The organism is Novosphingobium sp. NFX11 (assembly GCF_057376415.1).
Genome location: NZ_CP080384.1, coordinates 707,483 through 733,076, shown reverse-complemented (window position 1 = coordinate 733,076; position 25,594 = coordinate 707,483). Strand labels below are relative to the sequence as shown.

Annotated in this window: 17 protein-coding genes and 5 pseudogenes; 9 read left to right on the top strand and 13 right to left on the bottom strand. The window is 64.0% G+C overall.

All coding sequences use genetic code 11. The features are described 5' to 3' along the window. Nucleotides 1–331: 331 nt before the first annotated feature. Nucleotides 332–1,543 carry an IS256 family transposase gene (locus KZO24_RS03820; RefSeq protein ID WP_059150834.1) on the bottom strand — a complete coding sequence of 404 codons (1,212 nt, stop codon included), beginning with the start codon at nt 1,541–1,543 and terminating at the stop codon, nt 332–334. 177 nt (nt 1,544–1,720) lie between these two features. Between KZO24_RS03820 and KZO24_RS03815 the strand changes: the two are divergent. After that, nucleotides 1,721–2,480 (top strand): annotated as a pseudogene (locus KZO24_RS03815) (IS5 family transposase). Nucleotides 2,481–2,669: 189 nt separating this feature from the next. Next, nucleotides 2,670–3,817: pseudogene (locus KZO24_RS03810) on the top strand (IS3 family transposase). 159 nt (nt 3,818–3,976) lie between these two features. Here KZO24_RS03810 and istB (KZO24_RS03805) read toward each other — a convergent pair. The 5 genes and pseudogenes from istB (KZO24_RS03805) to istA (KZO24_RS03785) all read right to left on the bottom strand — a co-directional run. Continuing rightward, complete coding sequence (gene istB / locus KZO24_RS03805) at nt 3,977–4,756, bottom strand: IS21-like element helper ATPase IstB (RefSeq protein ID WP_271184779.1); 780 nt, start codon at nt 4,754–4,756, stop codon at nt 3,977–3,979. After that, nucleotides 4,746–5,313: pseudogene (locus KZO24_RS03800) on the bottom strand (Mu transposase domain-containing protein); the annotation flags it as partial. The gene istB (KZO24_RS03805) and the pseudogene KZO24_RS03800, both read right to left, overlap by 11 nt. A gap of 72 nt (nt 5,314–5,385) precedes the next feature. Further along, nucleotides 5,386–6,255, bottom strand: coding sequence for an IS21-like element helper ATPase IstB (gene istB, locus KZO24_RS03795; RefSeq protein ID WP_211152302.1), 870 nt, complete (start codon nt 6,253–6,255; stop codon nt 5,386–5,388). Beyond that, nucleotides 6,252–7,757: an IS21 family transposase gene (istA, locus tag KZO24_RS03790; RefSeq protein WP_486486538.1), complete on the bottom strand. Its 1,506-nt coding sequence runs from the start codon at nt 7,755–7,757 to the stop codon at nt 6,252–6,254. The genes istB (KZO24_RS03795) and istA (KZO24_RS03790) overlap by 4 nt, the downstream gene beginning before the upstream one ends. A gap of 181 nt (nt 7,758–7,938) precedes the next feature. Next, nucleotides 7,939–8,895 (bottom strand): annotated as a pseudogene (gene istA, locus KZO24_RS03785) (IS21 family transposase); the annotation flags it as partial. A 152-nt stretch (nt 8,896–9,047) separates the two neighbouring features. Here istA (KZO24_RS03785) and KZO24_RS03780 point away from each other — a divergent pair. From KZO24_RS03780 to KZO24_RS03770, 3 genes are all read left to right on the top strand, one after another. Then, nucleotides 9,048–9,371 carry an aldo/keto reductase gene (locus KZO24_RS03780; RefSeq protein ID WP_486486891.1) on the top strand — a complete coding sequence of 108 codons (324 nt, stop codon included), beginning with the start codon at nt 9,048–9,050 and terminating at the stop codon, nt 9,369–9,371. A gap of 7 nt (nt 9,372–9,378) precedes the next feature. Continuing rightward, nucleotides 9,379–9,801 carry an aldo/keto reductase gene (locus KZO24_RS03775; protein ID WP_486486890.1) on the top strand — a complete coding sequence of 141 codons (423 nt, stop codon included), beginning with the start codon at nt 9,379–9,381 and terminating at the stop codon, nt 9,799–9,801. Nucleotides 9,802–9,878: 77 nt separating this feature from the next. Continuing rightward, nucleotides 9,879–10,886, top strand: a complete 1,008-nt coding sequence (locus KZO24_RS03770; protein ID WP_271184778.1) for an alpha/beta hydrolase family protein — start codon at nt 9,879–9,881, stop codon at nt 10,884–10,886. Between the two features lie 272 nt (nt 10,887–11,158). Here the strand turns inward: KZO24_RS03770 and KZO24_RS03765 are convergent, their stop codons facing one another. The 3 genes from KZO24_RS03765 to KZO24_RS03755 form a co-directional block, all read right to left on the bottom strand. Beyond that, nucleotides 11,159–11,542: an OsmC family protein gene (locus KZO24_RS03765; RefSeq protein ID WP_271184777.1), complete on the bottom strand. Its 384-nt coding sequence runs from the start codon at nt 11,540–11,542 to the stop codon at nt 11,159–11,161. An 11-nt stretch (nt 11,543–11,553) separates the two neighbouring features. Further along, nucleotides 11,554–12,465, bottom strand: a complete 912-nt coding sequence (locus tag KZO24_RS03760) for a pirin family protein (RefSeq protein WP_271184776.1) — start codon at nt 12,463–12,465, stop codon at nt 11,554–11,556. 234 nt (nt 12,466–12,699) lie between these two features. After that, entirely contained in the window at nt 12,700–14,022 is a 1,323-nt protein-coding gene (locus KZO24_RS03755) for an MFS transporter (RefSeq protein ID WP_271184775.1), read from the bottom strand. Nucleotides 14,023–14,484: 462 nt separating this feature from the next. Here KZO24_RS03755 and KZO24_RS03750 point away from each other — a divergent pair, with 462 nt between their 5' ends. Further along, on the top strand, nt 14,485–16,983 hold the full coding sequence (locus KZO24_RS03750) for a TonB-dependent receptor (RefSeq protein WP_271184774.1): 2,499 nt from the start codon (nt 14,485–14,487) through the stop codon (nt 16,981–16,983). A gap of 255 nt (nt 16,984–17,238) precedes the next feature. Here KZO24_RS03750 and KZO24_RS03745 read toward each other — a convergent pair whose 3' ends face one another. From KZO24_RS03745 to KZO24_RS03730, 4 genes are all read right to left on the bottom strand, one after another. Then, entirely contained in the window at nt 17,239–18,675 is a 1,437-nt protein-coding gene (locus tag KZO24_RS03745) for a sensor histidine kinase (protein ID WP_486486889.1), read from the bottom strand. Beyond that, complete coding sequence (locus KZO24_RS03740; RefSeq protein ID WP_211150292.1) at nt 18,623–19,300, bottom strand: response regulator transcription factor; 678 nt, start codon at nt 19,298–19,300, stop codon at nt 18,623–18,625. Before KZO24_RS03740 ends, KZO24_RS03745 begins: the two co-directional genes overlap by 53 nt. Before the next feature lie 104 nt (nt 19,301–19,404). Continuing rightward, nucleotides 19,405–20,766: a sensor histidine kinase gene (locus KZO24_RS03735; protein ID WP_271184772.1), complete on the bottom strand. Its 1,362-nt coding sequence runs from the start codon at nt 20,764–20,766 to the stop codon at nt 19,405–19,407. 78 nt (nt 20,767–20,844) lie between these two features. Next, nucleotides 20,845–21,522: a response regulator gene (locus KZO24_RS03730; protein WP_271184771.1), complete on the bottom strand. Its 678-nt coding sequence runs from the start codon at nt 21,520–21,522 to the stop codon at nt 20,845–20,847. Between the two features lie 284 nt (nt 21,523–21,806). Between KZO24_RS03730 and KZO24_RS03725 the strand changes: the two genes are divergently transcribed. The 3 genes and pseudogenes from KZO24_RS03725 (at nt 21,807) to KZO24_RS03715 (ending at nt 25,538) form a co-directional block, all read left to right on the top strand. Then, nucleotides 21,807–22,715, top strand: a complete 909-nt coding sequence (locus KZO24_RS03725) for an ABC transporter substrate-binding protein (protein ID WP_486486888.1) — start codon at nt 21,807–21,809, stop codon at nt 22,713–22,715. Continuing rightward, nucleotides 22,712–24,195, top strand: a pseudogene (locus KZO24_RS03720) (porin). The gene KZO24_RS03725 and the pseudogene KZO24_RS03720 overlap by 4 nt, the downstream one beginning before the upstream one ends. A 41-nt stretch (nt 24,196–24,236) precedes the next feature. Next, a complete protein-coding gene (locus KZO24_RS03715; protein WP_271184769.1) occupies nt 24,237–25,538 on the top strand; it encodes a CitMHS family transporter in 1,302 nt (433 codons plus the stop codon). Nucleotides 25,539–25,594 lie beyond the last annotated feature (56 nt).

Sequence of the window (25,594 nt, the reverse complement as noted above, 5' to 3'; positions counted from 1 at the left end):
TCGCCCAAACATCCAAATTATTCCAACAACTACATTTGCTTATATGAATTTTTCTGACCCTGCCGCCCCAGCCAGCATTTCATTCCAGAGGGTCCTGCGACGTCCCATGGCGATCATGGGAATGGCTATTTTCCGACATTCTTCGTGTCGCTTACGGCCCCCGACGTCCCAGGAGGACGTTTTGTAGCCCGCCGCTAATCAGTCAATTTGTTAGGGCGTGAACTCATAAATCAGGTTGAGTTGTCGGCCTTGGCGAGATTCAGGCGGCCTTCGGAAACGGTCGCGTCCGTCAATGTGGTGTAAAATCGGGTGTGGCCACTGGGCTGCATTTTCAGGCGGCCTTGGGTGTAATCTGTAGCGGCTGTGCCTCCTCGATCATTGGTGTGGCAAGGGCGGCCATGCCCTCGATCTGCATGTAGCGGTGCTGGAGCTGGTATTCGTCATTCTGCTCGAGCAGGACGGCGCCGACGAGGCGGATGATGCTGTCCTCGTTCGGGAAGATGCCGACCACATCGGCGCGGCGCTTCACTTCCTTGTTCAGGCGTTCCAGCGGATTGGTGCTGTGGAGCTTGACCCGGTGCTGCTCGGGGAAGGTCATGTAGGCGAGCACGTCGTGCTCGGCATCGTCCATGCAAGCGCCGAGCTTTGGCCAGCGGGCGCGCAACTGATCAGCGACCTGCCGCCAGACCTGCGTCGCAGCGGCATGGTCGGGCTGAAGGAAGACCTGACGGATTGCAGCGGCAACGACGGTATTCTGGCCCTTGGGCACATAGGCCAGGGCGTTGCGCATGAAGTGGACGCGGCAGCGCTGCCAGGTCGCGCCCATGACGCGGGTAATCGCCGCCTTGAGCCCCTCGTGGGCATCGGAGATGACCAGCTTCACGCCGGTCAGGCCGCGCCGGACGAGGTCCTTGAGGAAGCTCGACCAGAACGGCTCGGCTTCGGAAGGACCGATGTGCAGGCCGACGATCTCGCGCTTGCCCTCGGTGTTGACGGCCACAGCGATTATCGCGGCGACACTGACGATCCGCCCGCCCTCGCGCACCTTGAGATAGGTAGCATCGAGCCAGAGGTAGGGCCAGTCGCCGGCGAGCGGCCGCTTGAGGAAGGCGTGGACCCGCTCGTCGATGTCCTTGCACAGCTTGGATACCGAGGACTTGGAGATGCCAGTCATGCCCATCGCCTGCACCAGTTCATCGACGCGCCGGGTGCTGACGCCGGCGATCCATGCTTCCTGGATCACCGCGACCAGCGCCTTCTCGACGGTCTTCCTTGGCTCCAGAAAGCCGGGAAAGTAGGCGCCGGTCCGCAGTTTGGGGATCTTGAGATTGAGCGTGCCGAGCCGGGTGTCGAGACTGCGGTCGCGGTAGCCATTGCGCCAGGTCGTGCGATCGCCGGAACGCTCGTGCCGGCCGGCGCCGACCAAGCCATCGACGTCGGCCTCCATGATGATCTGTAATACGTTCTCGGCGATCGTGCGCAGGAAATCTCCATCTCCGGTCTTCGCCATCAGCTCGGCAAGCGGTAATCTATCGTCGGTCATCGGGATCAACTCCTCGGTGGGCGTGTGAAGTGTGGTAACTCCACCTTACCGATGAGCCCGGTGGCCACCGAGATCGAATTCGCATGGGTGGGGCATGCCCCACCCATGCGATCGCCTCAATCTACACCGGAAATTACACCACGAGCGCGGACGCTAACTTCGGAAACGGGAGGGCGTATGACGCGGCGGCGGTATGAACTGACGGACAAGGAATGGCTCATCATCGAGCCGTTGCTGCCCAACAAGCCGCGTGGAGTACCCCGCGTCGATGACCGCCGGGTGCTGAACGGGATACTCTCGCGTTTCCGTTCTGGTGCGCCGTGGGCAGAGGTCCCTGAGCGCTATGGTCCATCGACGACCTGCTACAACCGGTTCATCCGCTGACGAAAGGCCGGAGTGTGGGACCGATTGTTGGCGGCGGTTTCCGCCGGTTTCAACGGCGAGTTGGTGATGATCGATTCTACTTGCATGCGCGTCCACCAGCACGGTGCGACGGGCAAAAAGGGAATGCAGCGATCATGGCATGGGACGTTCCCGGGGCGGCCTTACGACCAAACTCCACGCTTTTGTCGACGCTGATGGACGTCCTGTCGGCCTGCGACTGACGGGTGGGCAGGTCCATGATGCGTGCGAAGCTGAAGCGCTGATAGAGGCCATCCCCGAGGGCGCTACCCTGCTCGGCGACAAGGGCTATGACAGCACCACCATTCGCGAGGCGGCGGCGGCCCGAAACATCTGGGCCAACATTCCCAACCGCTCCAACCGTAAGCAGCGCTTCGGCTTCTCGTCATGGCTCTACCGCCAGCGTAATCTCGTCGAGCGCTTCTTTAATCGGATCAAGCAGTTCCGGGGCATCGCCACGCGATACGACAAGGACGCTGCCAACTATCTCGCGGCCATCAAGCTCATTTGCGCACGTCTCTGGTGCAACGGGTAATGAGTCTACGCCCTAGTACGAAATCACCCCGCAATGGTAGATTTCAACGCACCGGGAGTCGAACCTGCGTATCTGATGGAAACACATCAACATGCTTGTCGACATCGGCATCCGAGCCGTGAAGAATGACGTGCTCCCCTGAAATGTGACCGATTTTGAGTAGAGTCCGACGAGAAGGAGTCGGACGGAATGAAGCGCAGCAGGTTCAGCGAAGAGCAGATCATCGCGATCTTGAAGGAGCAGGAGGCCGGGATGGCGACAGCGGATGTGTGCCGCCGCCACGGGATCAGCTCAGCGACGTTCTACAAGTGGAAGTCGAAGTATGGCGGTCTGGAGGTGTCGGAGGCTCGGCGCCTGCGCACGCTCGAGGAAGAGAACAGCCGGCTGAAGAAGTTGCTGGCCGAAGCCATGCTCGACAACGTGGTGCTGAAGGATCTGGCATCAAAAAAATGGTGACGCCCGGCGCTAAGCGGGATGCCGTCGCCCATGCCCGTGAGCATCACGGGCTGAGCGAGCGTCGGGCGTGCAACCTGGTTGGCGTGAGCCGGCGGGTGATCCGGTATCGATCGTCGCGTCCGGACGATGGTCCGCTGCGACAGCGTCTGCGCGAGCTGGCGGCCGAGCGTCGCCGCTTCGGCTATCGGCGTCTCGGTATCTTCTGGCTCGCGAGGGCATGACGCCCAACCACAAGAAGCTGCTGCGGGTCTATCGCGAGGAGAACCTGCGGATCCGTCGCCGTGGTGGCCGCAACCGCGCCCTGGGCACGCGGGCGCCGATGGTGCTGCCGGACGGGCCGAACCAGCGTTGGTCGCTCGACTTCGTCTCCGACACCCTGACGTGCAGCCGGCGGTTCCGCATCCTGTGCGTGGTCGACGACTACACGCGGGAATGCCTGGCGCTGGTGGCCGACACGTCGCTGTCGGGTGTGCGGGTCGCGCGGGAGCTGACACGGCTGATCGGGATGCGCGGCAAGCCGCATACGGTGGTCAGCGACAACGGCACCGAGCTGACCTCGTCAGCCATCCTGCGCTGGTCGCAGGAACGGCGGGTCGAGTGGCATTATATCGCACCCGGCAAGCCGATGCAAAACGGCTTCGTCGAGAGCTTCAACGGGCGTCTGCGCGACGAATGCCTCAACGAGACCCTGTTCACGTCGCTGCCGCATGCTCGCTTCGTGCTCGATGCCTGGCGGCACGATTACAACTACGTCAGGCCACACTCGAAACTGGGCGGGAGAACCCCCGCCGAGAAAGCCGGCCAACCTTTCCGGGGCATGCCCCGGAAAGGTTGCCATCACCTCAACCAACCATCATGAAGGAGCCGGACTCTACCTCTGACTGGTAACAATCAGGGGAGAACGTCAAGAAGAAGAAAGCTACGCCTTGCAAGCGCTCGGACGGCGGCGGGTGTTGATTGCCACTGAGAAGTGACCCGGGGTTTCCATTGAGAACTGACCCGGGTGGGCGTGGTTTATGTGCTGCCGTTTCCCGGCAGGTTCAAGATGCTGACTTCTCCTTTCTGGATTTGGGTGCAGCGGTGCTGGCGCGGAAGCGGAAGCTATCGTTCCCGGTTTCCAGGATGTGGCAGTGGTGAGTAAGCCGATCGAGCAGTGCGGTTGTCATCTTGGCATCGCCGAACACGCCGGACCATTCGCTGAAGCTCAGGTTGGTGGTGATGACGACGCTGGTGCGCTCGTACAGCTTGCTGAGCAGATGGAAGAGCATGGCGCCGCCCGATGAACTGAAGGGCAGGTAGCCCAGTTCATCGAGGATGAGCAGGTCGAGGCGTAGCAGGCGCTCTGCCAGCTGGCCGGATCTGTTCGAGGTCTTTTCCTGCTCAAGCGCATTGACCAGATCGACCGTGGAGAAGAAGCGGACCTTCTTGCGGTGATGCTCGACAGCCTGCACGCCCAAGGCGGTGGCGATATGGCTCTTGCCGGTTCCGGGGCCGCCAATCAGCACGACGTTGTCGGCGTTTTCCATGAAGTCACCCTGGTGAAGCTGGCGCACGAGGGCTTCGTTGATCTCGCTGGCGGCAAAGTCGAAGCCAGCCAGATCCTTGTACGCCGGGAAGCGGGCCGCCTTGATCTGATAGGCGATGGACCTGACCTCACGTTCGGCCATCTCTGCCTTCAGGAGCCCAGCCAGTATCGGCAAGGCAGCATCGAAGGCAGGCGCCCCCTGCTCGATCAGTTCGTCGGCGGCTTGAGCCATGCCGAACATCTTGAGGCTGCGCAGCATGACGATGACCGCGGCGCTGGCGGGGTCATGACGCATGGCGAGATCTCCCTGAGCATGTCATAGCGCACGACATTGGCCTCGGGCTCTTGGGTCAGGCGCAGGGCCTGAGGTGCATCGATCGGCGAAGCTGGAGGCGCCTTGCCGTCGATAAGGCGATGCAACACGTTGAGAACGTGGGTCTTGGTGGCGACACCGGCTTCCAGAGCCAACTCGACCGCGCTCAACACAGCCTGCTCGTCGTGATGCAGAACGAGAGACAGGATCTCGACCATCTCCCTGTCGCCGCCTGGGCGCTTGAGCAGATGACTTTGCAATTGTCGGAAGGCTTCGGGCATCTCGAGAAAGGGGGCGCCATTGCGCAAGGCACCGGGCTTGCGCTGGATCACCGCCAGATAATGCCGCCAGTCATAGATTGTGCGTCCCGGCTTGTGATGGGATCGGTCGATGAGCCGGGGATGTTCGCACACGATCTGGCCTTCGGCCACAATGACAAGGCGATCCGGGTAGACCCGCAGGCTGACCGGCCGGTTCGCGAAGGAAGCAGGCACCGAATAGCGGTTGCGGTCGAAGGCGATGAGGCAGGTTGGCGACACGCTGTAGCGCGACAAACTGGATGATGATTGCGCGTCAATCAGGATGAGAATGTGATTGTCGCGGCGCGTCGATCAGTGCCTGTTTAGATTGTCGCTGGCAAGTTCGTCGTTCTCATCCTGATTGACGCGGATGGTCTCGAGAACCTTTGGCGTAGTGTATGCGGCGGGCCGCCCGGCACCGGCGCGTCTGGCCTGAGCGGTGCGCCGCCGGTAACTTTCGACGTTCATCTCGAAGATGGTGGCGTGGTGGACGAGCCTGTCGACAGCGGCGAGCGTCATCGCGGGATCGGGGAAGACCCTGTTCCACTCGCCGAAGGGCTGGTTGGCGGTGATCAGCAACGACCGTCGCTCGTAGCGTGCGCTGATCAACTCGAAGAGCACCGATGTCTCGGCTTGGTCGCGCGAGATGTAGGCGAAGTCGTCGAGAACCAGCAGGTGGTATTTGTCGAGCTTGGCCATCGCGGATTCGAGCGCGAGTTCGCGCCGCGCGACCTGCAGGCGTTGCACGAGGTCGGAGGTCCGGGTGAACAAAACCCTCCAGCCCCGCTCTACCAGCGCTAGGCCGATAGCTGCGGCGAGGTGGGTTTTGCCGCCGCCGGGCGGACCGAACAGGATGAGGTTGGCACCTTGCTCGAGCCAACCATCGCCAGCGCACAGGGCCATGACCTGGGCCTTGGAGATCATCGGCACGGCATCGAAGGCGAAGCAGTCGAGGGTCTTGCCTGCGGGTAGATGTGCCTCTGCCAGGTGGCGTTCGATCCGACGCCGATCGCGTTCGGCAAGTTCGTGCTCGGCCAGCGCGGCGAGGAATCTGCTGGCGGGCCATCCTTCCTTGTCTGCCTGGGCGGCGAAGTCCCCCCAGATGTGCTTGATGGTGGGCAAGCGCAGTTCGTTGAGCATGAGGCTGAGACGCTGTGCATCAATCATGGGAGTTGCGTTCATGCGGCTTCTCCCTGTTCGATAAGTCCGTCGTAGATCGAGAGCGGCACCAGTTCGACCACGACTTCGGGCAGATCGGCAGGGTCCGGACAGAACCGGGCCCGCAAGGTTGTCAGGCAGGGCGTTCGGCGCGCCGCCAGGTCCTCGGTCAGGAGCCCCGCGAGTTCAGCTTCGCATGCACGCTCGTGAGCCATGGCCAGAAGTTCGACGGTGGTGCGGCAGGCTTCCCGCTCGCCCTGAACTTCCAGCAGGTGGTCGAACATCAGGCGATAGGCCTCTCGCGGGAACAGGCTATCGCGATAGACCAGCCCTAGCAGTGCCATGGGCTTACGGCGCAGAGAATGGATCACGTGACGGTAATCGACAACGTGGCCGTGCTTCCCGTTCATGCCTGCGCGTCCGCGCGGCAGGGTCATGAGTCTCGTGCCGCCGATGAAGAGGTCGAGGCGGTCATCATACAGGCGAGCCCGCAAACGGTGCCCGATCAGGCGGGATGGGACCGTGTAGAACACCTTGCGCAACGTGAAGCCGCCCGAGGATGTGACCGTCACGAGGATCTCCTCGTAATCGGTGGTGCGCACGTCCGGCAGCGGCCGCAGGAACTTGCGTTCGGCATCGATCCCGGGGCCGTGCCGCCGGTTGCGCGCATTTACGACCTCGTCGATGAAGCGGCGATAGTCGGCAAGGTCGGCGAAGTCGCCACTGCCGCGCAGCAGCAGCGCATCCCTTATGGCAGCCTTGATATGGCCATGGGCACTCTCGATCGCGCCGTTCTCATGGGCAACGCCCCGGTTGTTCCTCGTGGGCTCCATTCCATAATGGTCACAGAGCGCGTCATAACGCTTGGTCAGGTCGATCCTGGCATCAGCGTCCAGATTGCGGAAGGCGGCCGAGAGGCTGTCGGTACGATGAAGCTTCGGCGCACCACCTGCGGACCAGAGCGCGTTCTGCAGCCCTTCGGCCAAGGCGACGAAGCTCTCGCCGCCCAGGATGATGTGCCCGTGTTCGAAGCCGCCACAAGGAAGCCGGAAGTGATAGAGCAGATGGTCCAGGGGCTGTCCGGCGATGGAAACTCCCAGATCGTCCATGCACGTGAAATCGGACAGGCCGAGCCGCCCGGCCTCATGCACTTGCCGGAAAATGACTTCGCGATCTTGCCCGTTCATGGCGCGCCAGTCGCGAATGCGCCTCTCCAGGGTTCGCCGGGAGCCGAACTCCGTCTCGGGATATCGGCGCCGCAGCTCCTCGAAGATCGCTATGGGCCGAAGGCCCGGGGCAGCCTCTAACATCGGCACGACAACTTCATCGAAAATACCGGCAAGCGGATCGGGTCGGCGCCGGCTGCGCGGTGTTTGCCGCTGTGATGGCAGCCGGGTGTCCTGCAGAACCCGATAGCCCGTCGCCGGACTGAACCCGGCCTTCGCCGCCGCCAGCGCGACGGGGTCATAACGTCTGTTGGTCATGAAAAGCCTCACTTGATGATCGTTGATGTGTCGGCCGGCCACACGCCCAGTCCTCCTCCCCGGAAAACCGATGCATAGCGGCCACCACGACCATCACAGGCACCCGGCAAAGAGTGCCTCCGGTGTGTCGGGACCGGCTACGGGCTACGCCCTACGCCGATCCCGACACACCGGATTCTCATCTTGATTGTCGCGCTTTCTCATCCAGATCGCCGCGCGACAACACGCGCTTGATCTGCTCGACAAAGCCATCGAAGGGCCGGCCCAGCGGCATCAGGCAGGAAACTTCCTCGGCATGCACATCAGCCACGGTGCCGGGCATGACACCATGCTGGATCTCGCCCCATTGGGCGATGCACTGTTCTTCCAGCCAGGCGTTCAACTCAGCCAGATCGCGGAAGCTGGGCATCGGTTGCCACAACCGGCGCCGAGCGTCCTGAACGTTCTTCTCGACCTGTCCCTTCTCCCAGCCTGAAGCCGGATTGCAGAAATCGGTCTCGAACAGATAATGGCTGGCCATGGCGGCAAACCTCGCGTTGACCTGCCGTGCCTTCCCGGTCCCGATCTTGTCGACAGCGGTCCTCATATTGTCGAAGATCCCGCGCTGGGGCACGCCGCCCAGCACCCGGAATGCCTGCGTCAGCGCGTCGAACAGCATCTCATGGGTCTGAAGCAGATAGGCTCGCACGATAAAGGCGCGGCTATGTGCCAGCTTGGTATGAGCGACCTGCAGCTTCGTGGGCTTGCCGCCCAGCACGGCGTAATCCTCGCTCCAGTCGAACTGGAACGCCTCGCCAGGCGGAAAGACCAGAGGTACGAATGTCCCACGCCCGCTGGTCTGATGCTCATACTGCAGTTCGGTTCGCCATCGTCGGGCAAAAGCCGCAACCCGGTTGTAAGAGCCATCATATCCCAGCTTTACCAGATCGGCGTGCAACTGCTTGGCGGTCCGCTTCTGTTTGCGGGATTTCTTGGATTCCACCCGCAGCCAAGCGGTTAGCTTGTCCGCGAAGGGATCGAGTTTGCTGGGCCGCAACGGAACCTTGAAGCTGGGCTCAACCACATCGGAACGCAGATATTTACGGATGGTGTTGCGGGATAGGCCGGTCCGGCGCTTGATCTCCCGAATGGGGATCTTCTGCCGGAAATGCCAACGGCGGATCACACTGAGTAAGTCCATGTTGATCACTCCAAGACCCTCCGACTGGCAGCCGGAGGCGAGGGAAACATGGGTCAATTCTCAATGGTAATTTATACGCCCCCGGGTCACTTCTCAGTGGCAATCAACAGCGAAGGACCCTTCATCGTGCGCTGGACGCATCACTCAAGCGCATGAACGTCGAAAACGTCGACCTCTATCAATTGCATGCCTCCGACATGAAGACGCCGATGGAGGAGACGCTCGGATTTCTCGCCGACGCGGTCCAGGCAGGCAAGATTCATTACATCGGCATTTCCAACTTCACCGGCTGGGAGTTGCAGCTCTTCGTGTCGATCGCAAAGGCTATGGGCGCCCCCTGCCCGTCAGCCTGCAACCACAGTACAGCCTTCTTTCACGGGAATGCGAATATGAGATTGTGCCTGCGGCCGTCCACAATGGTCTGGGCATGCTCCCTGGTCACCGCTCGCAGGCGGCTTCCTGAGCGGCAAATATAAACGCGGTTTGAAACCCGCGGTCGGCACCCGTGCGGGCTCGGACAACAAGCTTTATCAATGGGTGTGCGAGGAATACGCCAACATCGACCGCAATTGGGCAACGATTGCCGAGGTCATGCGTATTGCGAACGAGATCGGCGCGACGCCATCGCAGGTGGCCTTGAGCTGGATCGCGGACCGGCCCGGCGTGACGGCTCCGATTTTCGGCGCGCGCAACATGGCTCAGTTGAAGGATTCGATCGCTGCGGCCGAGCTGACATTGGACGATGCCGCTTCGGCAGCCCTTGAGGCCGTCAGCCGCCCAACGCCCGGCGGCTACCCCTATGGCGCTTTCGGCCAAGGTCAACGCAACCGCGACCTTCATGATGGCGTGCCAGCCCCCGGTCTGCCGGTATGGGGCGGCTCCGAACATCCTACGGGTAGGGCTTAATCATGCGCAACCGGTGGCGGGGCAGTCACCGGCTGCCGGTCGTGGCCTTGAGTTTGGCGATGGTAGCGGGACCTGTGATGGCAAATGAAATCGAAACGCCGAATATCAATGAACAGCCCCTTCAGTTGAAGGCTCGAGGAAGCTTTTTCGTCGGTGGTGAAGGTATAGAGCAAACCTTCGTCGAGCTCGGAAGTCAGCGGGCAGCGGATCGTGTGACGATCGGCCAGATGTATGTCGAATACATGGAGCCGGTCGGTGCGACCAAGGCGCCAATCGTCCTGATCCACGGTGCGGGCCAAAGCGGAGCCGGGTTTGATACCACACCCGACGGCCGGATGGGTTGGTTCGAGTATTTCGTGCGTCGCTCCCATCCAACCTATGTGGTCGATCAAGTGGGTCGGGGACGCTCCGGCTTCGACCAGTCCATCTTCAATCGTGTCGGCGCAGGCCAGGCGAGCCCCGACAAGCAGCCAAAGATCACTCGCATGGGTGACCGCATCGCATCGTGGATCAACTTTCGTATCGGCCCCGACGCAACCAAGCCCTATCCGGATACCCAGTATCCTATCGAAGCGGTCAGTGCCCTGTCCCGCCAGGGCGTGCCGGACCTGATCGCATCGCTTCCCTCCCCAAATCCAAACTACAAGGCGCTTGCTGCGCTCGCGAAGAAGCTGAACGGCGCGATCCTTCTCGGCCATTCGCAGGCTGGAGATTATCCGCTCGAAGCAGCTCTTCTCGATCCCAAGGCGGTCAGGGCAATGGTCCTGGTCGAACCCGGCCGATGCAACGCCGAAATCTATACAGCCGACCAGATCGCTACACTCGCAACGATCCCGCTATTGGTCGTATATGGCGATCACCTCGACACGCCGACCGGAAACAAGGGGTCGGACTGGCCCGAACGGTTCCAGGAATGTAAGCGACTGATCGCCAGATTGAAGAAGGCAGGCGGCCAAGCAGAGATGCTCCATCCTCCGGAACTGGGCATTCACGGCAATACACATCTCATGATGCAGGATCGAAACAACCTGCAGATCGCAGACCTGATTATTGACTGGATGGAAACACGCGCGGCTGGTGCCTGACCTCTCGTTGATGCAGGTGCCAGGTCCGTTTCGAAGCAGTCGGATCGGCGCGGGAACCGGATCGACGGCTATGCCATCTTTGACGGGACGATCACGAAGAGGCTGGACTTTGCCGAGGTCATACTGCGGGTCGAGAACATTTCGATCGGACCTATGCCGTATCGACCCTGGACGAGATCCGCGGCGCGTTCGTCGGACGGCCACGCACCGCATTCGTCGAACTGCGAAAGAACTTCTGAGCGGCTTCGCAGACAAGCCGGAAGTGCGAGGCCTCAGGCGAGCGTGGTGTCGATCGGTACGCCCGCCTTAAGCGTCAGGGTCACCGGCGTGCGTTCTGCAATGTCGGCAAGCCGGGCCTTCTGATCGTCATCCAGGCCCGCGATCACAAGCTTGCGGTCGATCCGCATGGTGTCCTTCCCGCCGGCCAGATGCAATTCGACATCCAGCGCCTGCAACGGCCAGCCCTTTCGCGCCGCATACATCTTAAGCGTGATCGCGGTGCAGGCGCCGAGGCTGGCAAGCAGAAGATCATAAGGGGCTGGCCCGGCGCCCTGCCCTCCCAATGCTGCTGGTTCGTCTGCTGTGATCCGGTGGCCACCGACGACGATCTCGGTGCGCCAGGGCGTATCGCCGATATGTGCGGTTCCATGTGCCATGATCGCTGTCCTTATGCCGGAAGGGGAATGAATTCGTGCTCGTGCGGGACGGAAGCGAACCGCTGTTCGCGCCAGTCCTCCTTGGCCTGCTCGATCCGATCGGCCGATGACGAAACGAAATTCCAGAAGACGTGCCGCTTTTCAGGCAGGGGTTCACCACCCAGGAGCATCAGGCGAGCACCTGCCCGGGCACGCAGGACTACTTCGGCATCCGGCTTGAACACCACAAGCTGACCCGCCACGAAAGTCCCGGTCTGGCCTTCGACCTCGACGGTGCCGGAAACCACGTAGATCGCGCGTTCGATATGCTCGGCCTTGACGCGATAGCGCGCACCGTCCTGCATGTGGATGTCGGCATAGACCATGTCGGACCAAGTCTTGAGCGGCGAAGTCATGCCGTCCGAACTGCCCGCGATCAGGGTCAGGCGTGTGCCTGTATCTTCGGTGACGGGAATCTCGTGAGCCTTGTGATGCGAGAAGGCCGGAGCGGTTTCTTCCGCTTCCTTCGGCAGAGCAACCCAGGTTTGCAGACCGAACAGCTTGCCGCCCTTGGCGCGATTGTCTGCAGAGGTCCGTTCGGAATGCACGATGCCGCTGCCTGCCGTCATCCAATTCACTTCGCCCGGCCGGATGGTCTGCAGCGAGCCGAGCGAGTCGCGATGAAGGATTTCGCCTTCGATGAGGTAGGTGACCGTCGAAAGGCCAATATGTGGGTGAGGACGGACATCAAGCCCTTCGCCGCTACGAAACACCGCCTCGCCCATCTGGTCGAAGAAGATGAAAGGACCGACCATGCGGCGCTGCGCACTCGGCAAGGCCCGGCGCACTTGGAAACCGTCTCCCAGATCACGCACCGGAGGCAGAATGACCTGCTCGACGCCTTCAACGTCGTACTCCGGGCTAAGCGAGGAATGAATGGTCATGGCGTTCGGTCCTTGGTCACGGTGGATGCTGTAAGGGAGTTTCCCTGTCCATTCGTCGTTACCTTGATCCAAAAATCTCAATCAGCCGAAAAATCTCGCACGGATCATTCAACAAATCCGAAAAGCCTTGCCATCATTTCAGCGCCGACATGCCGTCTGAAGCTAACTGCCGCCGGGTGCCGCGACGATGCTAGCCTTTGACGCGATGACGATGACCGTGCCCCCGGCGGTTACTTACCGGTCCGAGCAGGCAGTCCAGCGCGCAATCACTCGGCCCTGAACGATCACCGAACGCACCGCGCAACCGCATGACACGATCAACGCAGGCACGGCAGTGATCGCAATGGCCGACAGCAGCCGCCCGTTCAGCAGCAGGTCGGAAAGCATGCCCGCCACCAGAGGACCGACCGCGCAGAACACCGAAACGACGAAGCTCCAGATCGCGAAACTGCGGGCGCGCAGCGAAGCCGGTGTCAGGTCCTGCAGCATCGTGGGGACGAGCGCATTGGCGGTGCAGGTGAGGAACAGGAAAAGGACTACCGCGAACAGCGCCTGATCGATGTCCGACGCTGCCAACAGCAAAGCCGCGCAAGGCACGGCAGCAAGCGCACTTAAGCCCATGATCAGCGGCCTGGCAGCAAGGCCCATTCGTTTGCGCAACAAACGATCAAGCACCCCCGCCACGGGCAAACATCCGATGCTGGTCGCCAAGGTCACTACCCCCAGAGCGTGACCGATCGGCCCCATGCCTGCGTTGAACCTGCGCTCCAGCGCCAGCGCGATCAGTGGATTGAGCGCCTGCACTGCGATCATCAGGCTGCCGGCCACGCCCACGAACAGCCCGACCGCCTGCCAACGCTCACGCAGGAACGCTGGCAGCGAGCCCTGCGCCTGCACATTGGCCACCGCGATATGGCGCGGCGGGTCGGTTGCCAGCAAGCCCAGCAGCAACAGGGGCAACCCTGCGGACGACAGCAGCAGCATGGCCTTGCGCCACGCTTCCATGTCGCCGGGAATCAAAGCCTCACCGATCGAGACGATGGCACTCCCGAAGTAGAACCCCGCACTGGCGCCTGCCGCCATCAGGGCCGCAAAAGTCAGGTTGGCGGCAACGCGGTACCGCTCCGGCGCAAGATCCGGTATCAGCGAATAGACAATCGGGATCATCGCGAACTCGGTAACCCCCGCAGCGGCGCGCCCCACGAAAAACAGGGGAAAATCAGGTGCCACCGCACTCACCACCATCAGTGTCGTCCAGGCGACGATCAGGCCCAGCAGCACCAGCTTGCGCGAAAAACGGTCAGCCAGCCGCGCGACCGGCACCGCGACGGCACTTCCCACAAGTACTCCCGCCAGTCCCTGCAGAGCGCCGATCGTCGCGTCACTCACAGCGAAACTGTGCTGGATCGCCGACAGCACGATCGCCTGCAGCCCTCGATCACTCATCTGGATGCCCGCAGTCACCCCCAGAAAGCCGACGGTGAACAGGCCGCCGGTCGTCCAGGCAGCGGGCGCCGGGTGATCGATATGTGCGGTGCCGGAAATGACCGCAGCCACCTCAGCCTTTCTCCGAGGTCAGCATCATGCCAGCAGCCGAATTAACCATCGTGTCACGCTTCCCCAGAATTGGTCCGAAAACCCATCGAAACACCGCTCTTTGTTGCAACTGATTCGCACTTGCTGCAATAACTTACGGCGCGCCGGGTGAAATTTCACCCACGAGGCAGGCTGAAGAGGCAGAGGCGAGAGATAACGCCTCGCTCGCCTTCAGCTATCAAGCTGCTGGACAATCACGAGTTGGCAGCGGCCAAATCCTTGCAATAGCCCGGCCGCAGAGATTTTTTCAAAATGTTGCCGCCGTATATTACGCCGGTCTTCCAAGCACTTGCCTCGAACATGAGACGAAGATGAAGGTCGCGCGACTCAGATGTCATCGAACTTCCATACAACTGTCGTGATGCAGCCATATTAGCCGCCCCGAGGCAGACAAATTCTGCCAAAAAAGGGTGGAAATTCAACATGATGAATAAGGTTGTCCGCGCGACGCTGCTCGCCGGCTCGATCCTCGCCAGCATGAACGCCTCGAGCGCCTGGGCCGATGCTCCCGCAGCCGACGCTGCGGCGGACGCAGCAGCGGATTCGGGCCTCGGCGACATCGTCGTCACCGCGACCAAGCGCGAGACCAATCTTCAGGAAACCCCGATCGCCATCGCGGTCGTCAGCCAGGCAGCGCTCAAGGACCGCCACGTCCAGAGCCTCTATGACCTCGCCGACGGCGGCGTGCCGTCGCTGCGCGTTGCGACCTTCGAGGCGCGCCAGAGCGCGCTGACAATCGGTATCCGCGGTATCGTGCCGCTCGACGCCAACCAGCCCGCGCGTGAACAGGGCGTCGGCATCTACGTGGACGGCGTCTACATGGGCCGCCAGCACGGCCTCAACGCCGCGCTGTTCGACGTCGAGCGCGTCGAAGTTCTCAAGGGTCCGCAGGGCACCCTGTTCGGCCGCAACACCGAAGGCGGCGCGCTCAGCATCGTCTCGAAGGCCCCCACCGGCGAGTTCGGCGGCCGCATTGATGGCGGCGTCGGCAACTACGGCGCCTACAACGGCAGCATCCACCTCGACCTGCCGGAAATGGCCGGCTTCTCGGTCAAGCTGGACGGCGTGCTGCAGCACCAGGACCCGACCACCAAGAACCCGCTCGAAGGCCAGGCCGGCTTCAACCAGTACCACCGCAAGGGCGGCCGGGTCGCCGTGCGCTGGCAGCCGATCGACGGCATCACCGACGACTTCTCGTACGACGTCGCGCGCGATGCCAACACGCCGTTCTACAGCCAGCTGCTGAACTACAACCCCAATGGCTGCGTCGCCGGCACCCAGGCCGCCAGCGCGGCGTGCACCCTGCCCGGCACCCAGTACACCAACCTGACCGGCACCGTTAAGCCGCTGCTTCCCGGCGTTGTCGTCAACGGCAAGACCCGCATGAAGACCGCCGACATCGGCGTGCCGCAGCAGCCCAGCGTCGACAAGACCCACGGCTTCACCAACACCCTCAAGTGGGCGGCCTCGCCCGAGATCGAGATCCGCGCGATCACCGCCTGGCGCGGCGTCGATGCGACGCAGTGGGACAACTCGGGCGGCGCGCACCGCGTGCCGGTCGTCACCCTGACCTCCGCCTGCACCGAGGCCAAGCCCTGCGGCTTCAGCCGCTACAGCCTTGCCGACCTGCGCCAGCGCCAGTTCAGCCAGGAACTGCAGGCCGTCGGCACCGTGGGCAAGATCGACTACGTCGCCGGCCTGTTCTACTTCAACGAGCACGTCAGCGACGACGCGGCGACGCCGAACTCGAACGGCGTCTACCTCAACAGCGCCGGCCAGGCGGTCTACACGATCCTCGACTCGTGCACCGGCTCGAGCGGGTTCGGTTCGGACGTCGGCTGCCGCTCGATCGACCGCGCCTCGGAAGTGTGGTCGAAGAGCTACGCCGCCTATGGCCAGCTGACCTACAACGCCACCGAGCAGCTCCACCTAACCGTCGGCGGCCGCTACACGCATGACGAGAAGAAGGGCGTCCTGCACTTCTCGCGCAACGTCAACTACGACACCAACACTGCAGCTGCCGCAGCCGCGGGATACTCGCCGCTCGACAAGAAGTGGAACCGCTTCAACCCGATGGCGACCCTCGCCTACGACGTGTCGGACGACCTGCATGTCTATGCTAAGTACGCAACCGGCTACCGCGCAGGCGGCGCATCCTCGCGCACCGCGAACTACCAGGCGTTCAATCCGGAGGACGTGAAGTCCTACGAAATCGGCCTCAAGAGCGACTTCTGGGATCACCGCGCCCGCTTCAATCTGGCCGGCTACATCATGGACCGCAAGAACAGCCAGGTCGACATCAGCTCGATCCAGTCGTTCAACGGCTCGAACTACAACAACCTGGTGACCATCAATGCACCCGGGACCACCAAGATCCGCGGCATCGAAGCGGACCTGACGCTGGAGCCGATCGACGGCCTGACGCTGAACGCGTCCTACGCCTACACCTACACGCACATCCCGCTTGTACCGATCACCTACACCGGCACCAACGGCGCCAGCACCACGGTCGACCAGCAGTTCTACATCGTGTTCACCCCGCGCAACGCGGCGAGCGGCTCGATCGATTACGTGCTGCCGATCGGCGGCAACGACACGAAGCTGAAGTTCCACTTCGACGGCAACTACTCGCAGGCGACCCAGGCCTTCGACCAGTTCGCCACCAAGAACGACGCCTCGCTGATCTTCAACGGACGCATCTCGCTGGCCGACATCGGCGTGGGCAACCAGAAGCTGACGCTGGGCGTGTGGGGCCGCAACATCTTCAACGAACAGTACGTGTTCCGCCGCGACCCGTCGAACAGCCTGCCCGGCGCGCCGACCACCAGCGTGACCACCGGCTCGGTGAACAATATCCTAGGCGACTACGGCAACTTCAACGCGCCGCGCACCTTCGGCCTCGACGCGAGCATCGCGTTCTGACGATTTCCCCGGCTTTCGCGGGCCGGGGGGACATTGCGGATCGCGCGGGCGAGCATCTGCCCTTTCACGATGGGATAGCCGCTCAAACAGCCCCCGCGCGATCAGCTACTGGACCGGCGTGACGCCTCCCCCGTGTCACGCCGGTCTTTTTGCGCTGTCAGCATCCTCCCTGTCGCGCAGCGATGGGGAGGGTGACGCCCGTGCAGCGGGTGGTGGAGGGGTTGCAAGGCCCCTCCGTCAGCGACTGCGTCGCTGCTACCTCCCCATCGCTGCGCGACAGGGAGGAATGCGCTCAAACCGGCAATCTCGCCACGATGCGCAGGCCCGGCCCGGCGTCCTCCAGCGCCAGCGCCCCCGGTGGAGGCGCACGATCGCCTCCATCAGCGGTAGACCCAGACCATGGCCACCGCCCTGACCACCGGCCTGCCCCGCCCGCTCGACGCGCCCGAACCGGCGCATCACATGCTCGCGCTGGCTTGCCGGGATTCCCGGGCCATCGTCAGTGACCACAAGCATCACCGCTTCCGCTTCGCGCGCAACCGAGACCCTGATCCGCGTGCCCGAAGGTGTGTGCCGGACGGCGTTCTCCAGCATGTTGACCAGCAGCTGCGACAGGAGTTGCCGGTCGCCGACAAGCTTCGCCTCGTCGGCGCGTTCCATCAGCACGCGCTGGCCACGCTCCTGCGCGACGGGCTGCACCATCTCGACGATCTCCGCTACCAGTTCGCCCATGTCGAGCGGCCGAAAACCGGCCCGGCGCGATCCGTCCTCGATCTCGGCGATCCGCAACATCGCGGAGAACATGCCGAGCAGTTCGTCCGCCTGCATGCGCGCCATGGCCACCCGCTCCCGCACCGGCTCGGCAGCGGCGCTCTGCTCCAGCAGCGCGAGTTCGTTGCGGAGCCGCGCCAGCGGAGTGCGCATCTCGTGCGAGATATCGTTGGAGACGTTGCGGATTTCGCCCATGAGCTGGCCGATGCGGTCGAGCATGCGGTTGAAGGCCCCCGCCTGCTGATCGAACTCGCCGCCATCGCCGGGCATCGGGACGCGCTGGGCCAGATCGCCCTCGATGATCGATTCCGCCGTCTGGCGCACCGCATCGATACGCTTGCCGACCAGCCGCCGAAACGCCAGCAGTCCGGCGAGCACCACCAGCACGATGGCGCCGAACCCGGCGAAGTAGATGCGCCGACGCATGGCGAAGTAATTGTCGACCGGCTCGGTCTCGGCGAAGACGGCAAGGCGCATCCCGCCGCCGATCTCGCGCACCCACACGCGGCCCGCACTCAGGCCCTCGATACGGTCGTCCCGTCCGAGCGAGGAGTAGCCCAGCGGCAGTTCCCGGTTCAGCCGGACGTTGCCGACGATGGGGTTGCCCTGCGCATCGCTCAGCAGCACGCCGAGGTCGCCGGTATCGCGCTGCCGTGCCATCTCCACGATATGACGGCTGAGTTCCCCGCGATCGGGCGTGGTCCCCTTGGGCACCAGCGTCTCACTCTCCGACTCGATGCGCTCATCCACCAGCACCCGCACCATCGAGGCGGTCGCGAAGAAGGTTCCGAACCCCGCCAGCGCCGTCACCGTCAGGAACAGCGCGAGGAACACCACGGTGAGGCCGCGCAGGGATCGGGGAGCGGCCTCATGCCCGCAGCACGTACCCCATGCCGCGCACGGTGGCGATCGGATCGTCACCGTGCTGCAACAGCTTGACGCGCAACTGGCGTATATGGGCATCGACGATGTTGGTCGTGGTCTCGAAGTCCTGCCCCCAGATCCGCTCGATCAGCATGGGCCGCGTCACCACTTCGCCGGCATCGCGTGCGAGGGCCAGCAGTAGCCGGAACTCGGTCTGCGAAAGCGCCAGCGGCTGTCCGCCGCGCCAGACCATGAGGCGCGAGGGGCTGATCACGATATCGCCCGCAGCAATCGTATCACTGGGCTGCTCGGTCGTACGCCGCGCCCGCACGAGGGCATTGAGCCGCGCGTTCAGTTCGAGCGGATCGACCGGCTTCACCACGTAGTCGTCGGCGCCCGCCTCCAGCCCCTCGACCTTGTCGAGCGTCTGGCCAAGCGCGGTCAGCATCAGCACCGGCATGGTCATGCCCTGGCCGCGCATCTCCCGCAGCAGCGTGACGCCGTCCATCGTCGGCAGCATCCAGTCGAGCACAACCGCGTCGAAGGGCCGTCTGCCCAGCAGCGACAGCGCCTCCTGCCCGTCCCCGGCCGGCTGCACCTCGTGCTCGAAATGCCCGAGTTGCTCGGTAAGCTGGCGGCGAAGGTGGGAATCGTCCTCGACCAGGAGGATCTGCAGGCTCATGCGGACGTGCCCCGTGAAATTGCGCTCCATGAAAGCGCGAGGGTGAATTGTCCCATCATAGTGCCCGGATTTCCGCATGACCACCAGCGAGATGGCAGCGATCGTCAAACCGTGAAAGTCACCGTCACCCACAGGCCCGGCGTCGCATCGCCGAGTTCGAGCTGTGCGCCCATGCGCTCGGCGGTGGACTTGACGATGGCCAGGCCGAGGCCGCTGCCGGGCGGCCCGCGCTCGCCCTGCAGCCGGGCGAAGCGCGACATCGCCATCTCGCGCAGTTCGGCCGGAATGCCGGGGCCGGTATCGACCACCGCGAGCCGGACCACGCCCGCTTCCGCACTCAGTTCGATTTGCGCCATGCCACCGGGGCGATTGTAGCGGATCGCGTTGTCGACGAGGTTGGACAGCATCTCGAACACCAGCGTGCGATGTCCGTGGATGCGGTAAGGCCCGTCTCCGGCCTCGAGCAGCAATTCGACGTCCGCCTCGATCGCCTGCCGGATGCGGCGGGAGATCACGTGCTGGCTCAGTTCCTTGAGATCGATCTCGTGGTCAGGCGGCAGCACCCCCGCCTCGTCGGCACGGGCAAGCGTGAGGAGCTGCGTCAGTAGGCGTTCGAGGCGGTCGGTCGCCTCCTCGATCTCGTGCAGCGCCTCACCCGAGCCGCGCCGCGCCAGCGCGACCTGCACCTTGAGCACCGAGAGCGGCGTGCGCATCTGGTGCGAAGCATCGGCGGTGAAGCGGCGCATGCCGGTGGTGGCGTCGTCAAGCCGCGCCAGAAGCCGGTCGAACGAGCGCGACAGCGGGCGCAGTTCGGTCGGCAACGGTCCGGTGCGCAGCGGCGAGAGATCGGGTGCGGCGCGGGTATCACGCGCCTCGATCACGCCGCGCAGGTCCGAGAGTGGCCGCAGGCTCCACCCGAGCGCGGGGCGGATCAGCAGGAGCACGATGCCGACCAGCACGCACTCGCCGATCAGCAGCGCGATCATCAGCTTGTCGCGCAGGGAATTACGGTTCTGCAGAGTCTCGGCCACCTGCACCACCACAGGCTCATCGATGCGCGGCAAGTTGCGGCGGATCTCGGCTATGCGGATGCGCTGGCCGCGAAACTGCGCGAAACGGAAGCGCGGCTCATCGACGGAGAGCACGGAAATGTCGGGCGCGGGCAAGTCCGCGTAGCCGGTCAGTAGCGTGCGCCCCACCGCGATCCGGTAATAGACGTTGTCGCGCTCGGAGTTCTCCAGCATGCCGAAAGCGGCGGGCGGCAGGTCGAGAGTGACTTCGCCGCGCTCCACCTGCACGGTTTCGGCAATGGCGCCCAGCGCACCGCCCAGCACGCGGTCGTTGGTGCGGCGCACGACGTCGGAAATCAGTACCCAGCCGAGTAGCCCCAGCACCAGCGCCAGCGCCGCCAGCGGCCCGAACATCGCCAGCAGCAGGCGGAAGCGCAGGGAAATCGCGCCTTTCATGGGCTCAGCTGGCGTATGCAGGAGGCGGCTTCGACAGGCCCAGCCTGAGCGGTTTTGGGAGTTTGGCGCAACATCCGCTCACCCTGAGCCTGTCGAAGGGTCGAGCATGTAACCCACCCCGCGCACGGTGCGGATCGCTGGGCCGTCGGGTGCGAGTTTGCTGCGCAGGCGGGTGACGTTGACCTCCAGCGCGTTGGAACCGACCGGATCGTCGAAGCCGAAGACCTCGGCTTGCAGGGTCTCGCGGTTGACGATCTGGCCCGCCCGCGCCGCCAGAGCCTCCAGCACCGCCCATTCGCGGCGGCGCAGTTCGATCAGACGCCCCGCCACCTCGACGCGGCCGGTAGAGCGGTTCACCGTCATCGCCCCGATGGCGATCTCGGGCGCGGCGTCGCCGCCCCGGCGGCGGCCCAGCGCACGCACGCGGGCCTCCAGTTCCTCAACCTCGAAGGGTTTGCGCAAGTAATCGTCGGCGCCGAGGTCGAGGCCGCGCACCCGGTCGTCGAGGCCGTCACGCGCGGTCAGCATCAGGACCTGCGACTGGTCGCCCCGCGCGCGCAGGCGAGCGAGCACCTGGAACCCGTCGATGTCGGGCAGGCCGACGTCGAGGATCACCAGCGAATACGGCTCGGTCGCCGAAACCGACAGCGCTTCCTCCCCGCCCGCCACGTGATCGACCGCGTGTCCCGCCGCGCGCAGCAGCGAAAGGATGCCGCGTGCCAGTGCCGCGTCGTCTTCAACGATGAGGATTCTCACGATCGAAATCCATGAAAGGTCAGTGACAGGTTGAAAACGTACATCATCGAGCGCTGCTTATCCGAACATAGAGGCGGAAAGCGAGAGGAGTCGACAATGCGTTCTTTCACCCCTGTTCTGGCACTAGCGGTCCTTCTGGCCGGACCCGCAGCTGCGCAGAAGCCCGAGGCGCCGCAGCGCCCTCCGGTTATCCGCGCAGCTACGACACGCTGATCGCCGACGCCCGCGCCGACGGCAAGGTACGCATCTACGCCAATGCCGACCGCGCCGAGATGGTGCCGGTGGTGGCGGAGTTCAAACGGCTCTTCCCCGGCATCGCGGTCTACTACGCCGACATCGGCTCGACCGAGATGTACCAGCGCTACACCCGCGAGACGCGCAGCCGCCAGTATTCGGCCGACATCGTGTGGTCCTCGGCGATGGACCAGCAGATCAAGCTCATCAACGACGGCTACGCGCAGCAGTACGCCAGCCCCGAGAAGCCCGCCCTGCCCGAAACGGCGGTGTGGAAGAACATGGGCTACGGCGTCACCGCCGAGCCGATCGGCTTCGTCTACAACCGCAGGATCATATCCGACGCACAGGCCCCGCGCACGCATCAGGCACTCGAGGAATTGCTGCGCCGCCGCCGCGTCGAATTCACCGGCAAGGTCGCGACGTTCGATGCGGCCCGCTCCAACACCGGCTATCTCTATCTCTCACAGGACTTCCTCGCGACGCGCGACACCCGCTCGCTGGTCGAGGCGATCGGCGCGACGCGCCCCGTTCTGGAAATCAGCACCCAGCCGATGCTGGCAGGCGTCGCCTCCGGCAAGCTGGCGATCGCGTACAATGTCATCGGCTCCTACGCGCTCGAGCAGGCGCGCCGCAGTCCGCAGCTGGGTGTGGTGTTCCCCAAGGACTACACGCTCGTCACTTCGCGCATCGCCTTCATCGGACGGGACGCGCGCCATCCGGCGGCGGCGAAACTGTTCCTCGATTTCCTTCTTTCGCGCGCCGGGCAGGCCCAGCTTGCCCGGCACAGTCTGTGGCCGGTGCGCACCGACGTACCCGCCCGCCGCCTGCCTACGCAGCAGACGCGCGTAGTGCGCGTCGGCCCTCAACTTCTCGTCAATCTGGATCACCTGACCCGGCAGCGATTCCTGCGCGAATGGAACGCCGCTCTGGTCACAGGGAGAGAACAAAAACCATGACCCGTACTCTGATGGCCAGTGCAGCATTCCTTGCGCTGGCAGTTGCCAACCCCGCGCTGGCGCAAGCGCCGACGCGCGACGAACTCGCCGATCTGGTGCGCGCGCAGGCCGCCGAGATCGCCTCGCTGCGCCAGCGCGTCGATGCGCTGGAAGCCACCCGCACCACTGCAGCAGCGCCGCAGCAAAGCGCTCCCGTAGTCGCTGCCGCGGAACCCGAGCAGGCCGCGCCGACCATCCTCTCAACCCAGCCTTATGCGGCACAGCTCCTTCCCCCGGCCCGGCCGAGCGCGATATCGAGCGCGTGCGCGCCACCGCCGTCGCCGCGACCGACGTGACCACCGAATGGGGTCAGGGCCTGCCGGTATTCCACTCGGGCGACGGCACCTTCAGCTTCAAGCCGCGCGGCCGCATCATCACCGACGTCAGCACCACCCGTGGCTCCAAATACGACGGCCGCAACCTGACGACCACCGGCATGCGCGCCCTGCGCATGGGCCTTGAGGGCACTGTCGGCAGCCACTTGTTCTACCAGTTCGAAAGCGACTTCTCCGAGAACGCGGTCGATGTCGTCACCGCCTTCATCGGCTGGAAGAACAAGATCGCGCCCGGCCTCGACTACGACGTGCGCGTCGGCCACTTGTTCAACGACCGCAGCTTCGAAGGCTCGACCGGTTCGGACTCTACCCCGTTCGCCGAGCGCACCGTGGTCGCCACCGCGATCATCCCGCAGCGCGCCTTCTATGGTCTGGGCATCATGCCGCGCCTGTTCTGGAAGACCGGCCACGCCTCGCTGACCGTCACCGGCGACCGCATCGACGGCGACCAGTCCACCTCGGACAACCGCACCGTGATCGCGCGCGCGCACTGGAACCCGATCAAGAGCCCGCGTCAGGTGCTCCACCTCGGCATCTGGGGCTTCGACGAGCACCTCCAGCCGGGCAAGAACTCGCTGGGCCGGAGCACCGTGATCGGCGGCCGCTTCAACGGCGCGCTGCGGCTTTCGACCGGCGACATCATCGGCGGCACCGGCACCACCGGCTACGGCGCGGAACTCGGCGGCTACACCGGCCCGCTGTGGGTCATGGCCGAGGCGGGCGAACGCCATGCGCGCCTCGACAACGGACGCCCGGACTTCGTCACTCAGGCATGGAGCGTCTCGGGCGGGTTCTTCATCACCGGCGACCTGCCGCCCTACAACCCGCGCCTCGGCAGCTTCGGCCAGCCCAAGGTGCTGCGCCCCGTCTTCGACGGCGGCCCGGGCGCGATCGAGTTGACCGCGCGCTACGAGAACCTGGAATTCAAGGACATCGCCACGCCTGCTCAGGGCTGGGCGGCGACGCTGGGCGCGAACTGGTATCTCAACAGCTTCGTGCGCTTCCAGGTCAACGCGATCCACTGGAACACCGAGAACACCGCCGGAATCTACACCGGCAAGGATGACGGCGAGACGCTCACCGCGCGCGTCGGCGTCACCTTCTAAGCCTTTCCCTTTCAAACCATGACCAGAACCGGGGACCAACAATGAGTCTCGCCCTTATCGGCTTCCTGATGGTGGCCACCTTCATGACGCTCATCATGACCAAGCGGATGACCCCGCTGGTCGCGCTGAGCGTCGTGCCCACCCTCTTCGCCCTCGTCGCCGGCTTCCATGCGGGCCTCGGCGACATGATGATCGACGGCGTCAAGAACCTCGCGCCCACCGGCGTCATGCTGCTGTTCGCGATCCTGTTCTTCAGCACGATGACCGACACCGGCCTGTTCGACCCGCTGGTCGGCAAGCTGATCCGGCTGGTCCATGGCGACCCGATGCTGATCCTGATCGGCTCGGTGGTGCTCTGCGCGCTCGTCAGCCTCGATGGCGACGGCTCGACCACCTACATCATCACGATGGCCGCCATGCTGCCGCTCTACAAGCGCTACGACATGAACCGCCTCTACCTCGTCTGCCTGCTGATGGTGACGAGCGGCGTGATGAACCTGACGCCGTGGGGCGGGCCGACCGCCCGCGCCGCCAGCGCCCTGAAGCTCGATCCCGCCGCGCTGTTCCTGCCGCTCATCCCCGGCATGATCGCGGGCCTCGCGTTCCTCGTCGGCCTCGCCATCTACTTCGGCCGCAAGGAGCGTCGCCGCATCGGCAAGGTGGAGAACCTCGCCGCACTGGAAGCCAGCGACCTCGCCGTCTCGCAGTGGCCCGAAGCGCGCCGCCCGAAGATGATCTGGTTCAACGGCGCGCTCGTCATCGCGCTGCTGGTGCTGCTGGTCTGGGGCGTGCTGCCGCTGCCGATCCTGATGATGCTGGCCTTCGCCATCTCGATGATCGCCAACTACCCCGACACCAAGTCGCAGAAGGAGCGCATCAGCGCGCATGCGGGCAACGTCCTTTCGGTCGTCTCACTGATCTTCGCGGCGGGCATCTTCACCGGCATCCTGTCGGGCACCGGCATGGTCGAGGCGATGAGCAAGGAAGTCGTCGGCCTGATCCCGCCGGTCCTCGGCCCCTACATGGCGCCGATCACCGCGCTCATCAGCCTGCCGGGCACGTTCTTCATCTCGAACGACGCCTTCTACTTCGGCATGCTGCCGATCCTCGCCGAAGCCGGTGCGCACTACGGCGTCGAGCCGATGGCGATCGCCCGCGCCTCGCTGATGGGCCAGCCGGTCCACCTGCTGAGCCCGCTGGTGCCCTCGACCTACCTGCTGGTGAGCCTTGCCGGTGTGGATCTGGCCGACCACCAGAAGTTCACGCTGGTCCCGGCGGCGCTGTGCTGCCTCGTCATGACCGTGGTGGGCATGGCGGTGCTGGCCTTCCCGTTCGTCGGCTAAGCATGATCCTCGCGCGCCCGACCTCTCTCCACACGCCCCGTCACCCTGAACTCGTT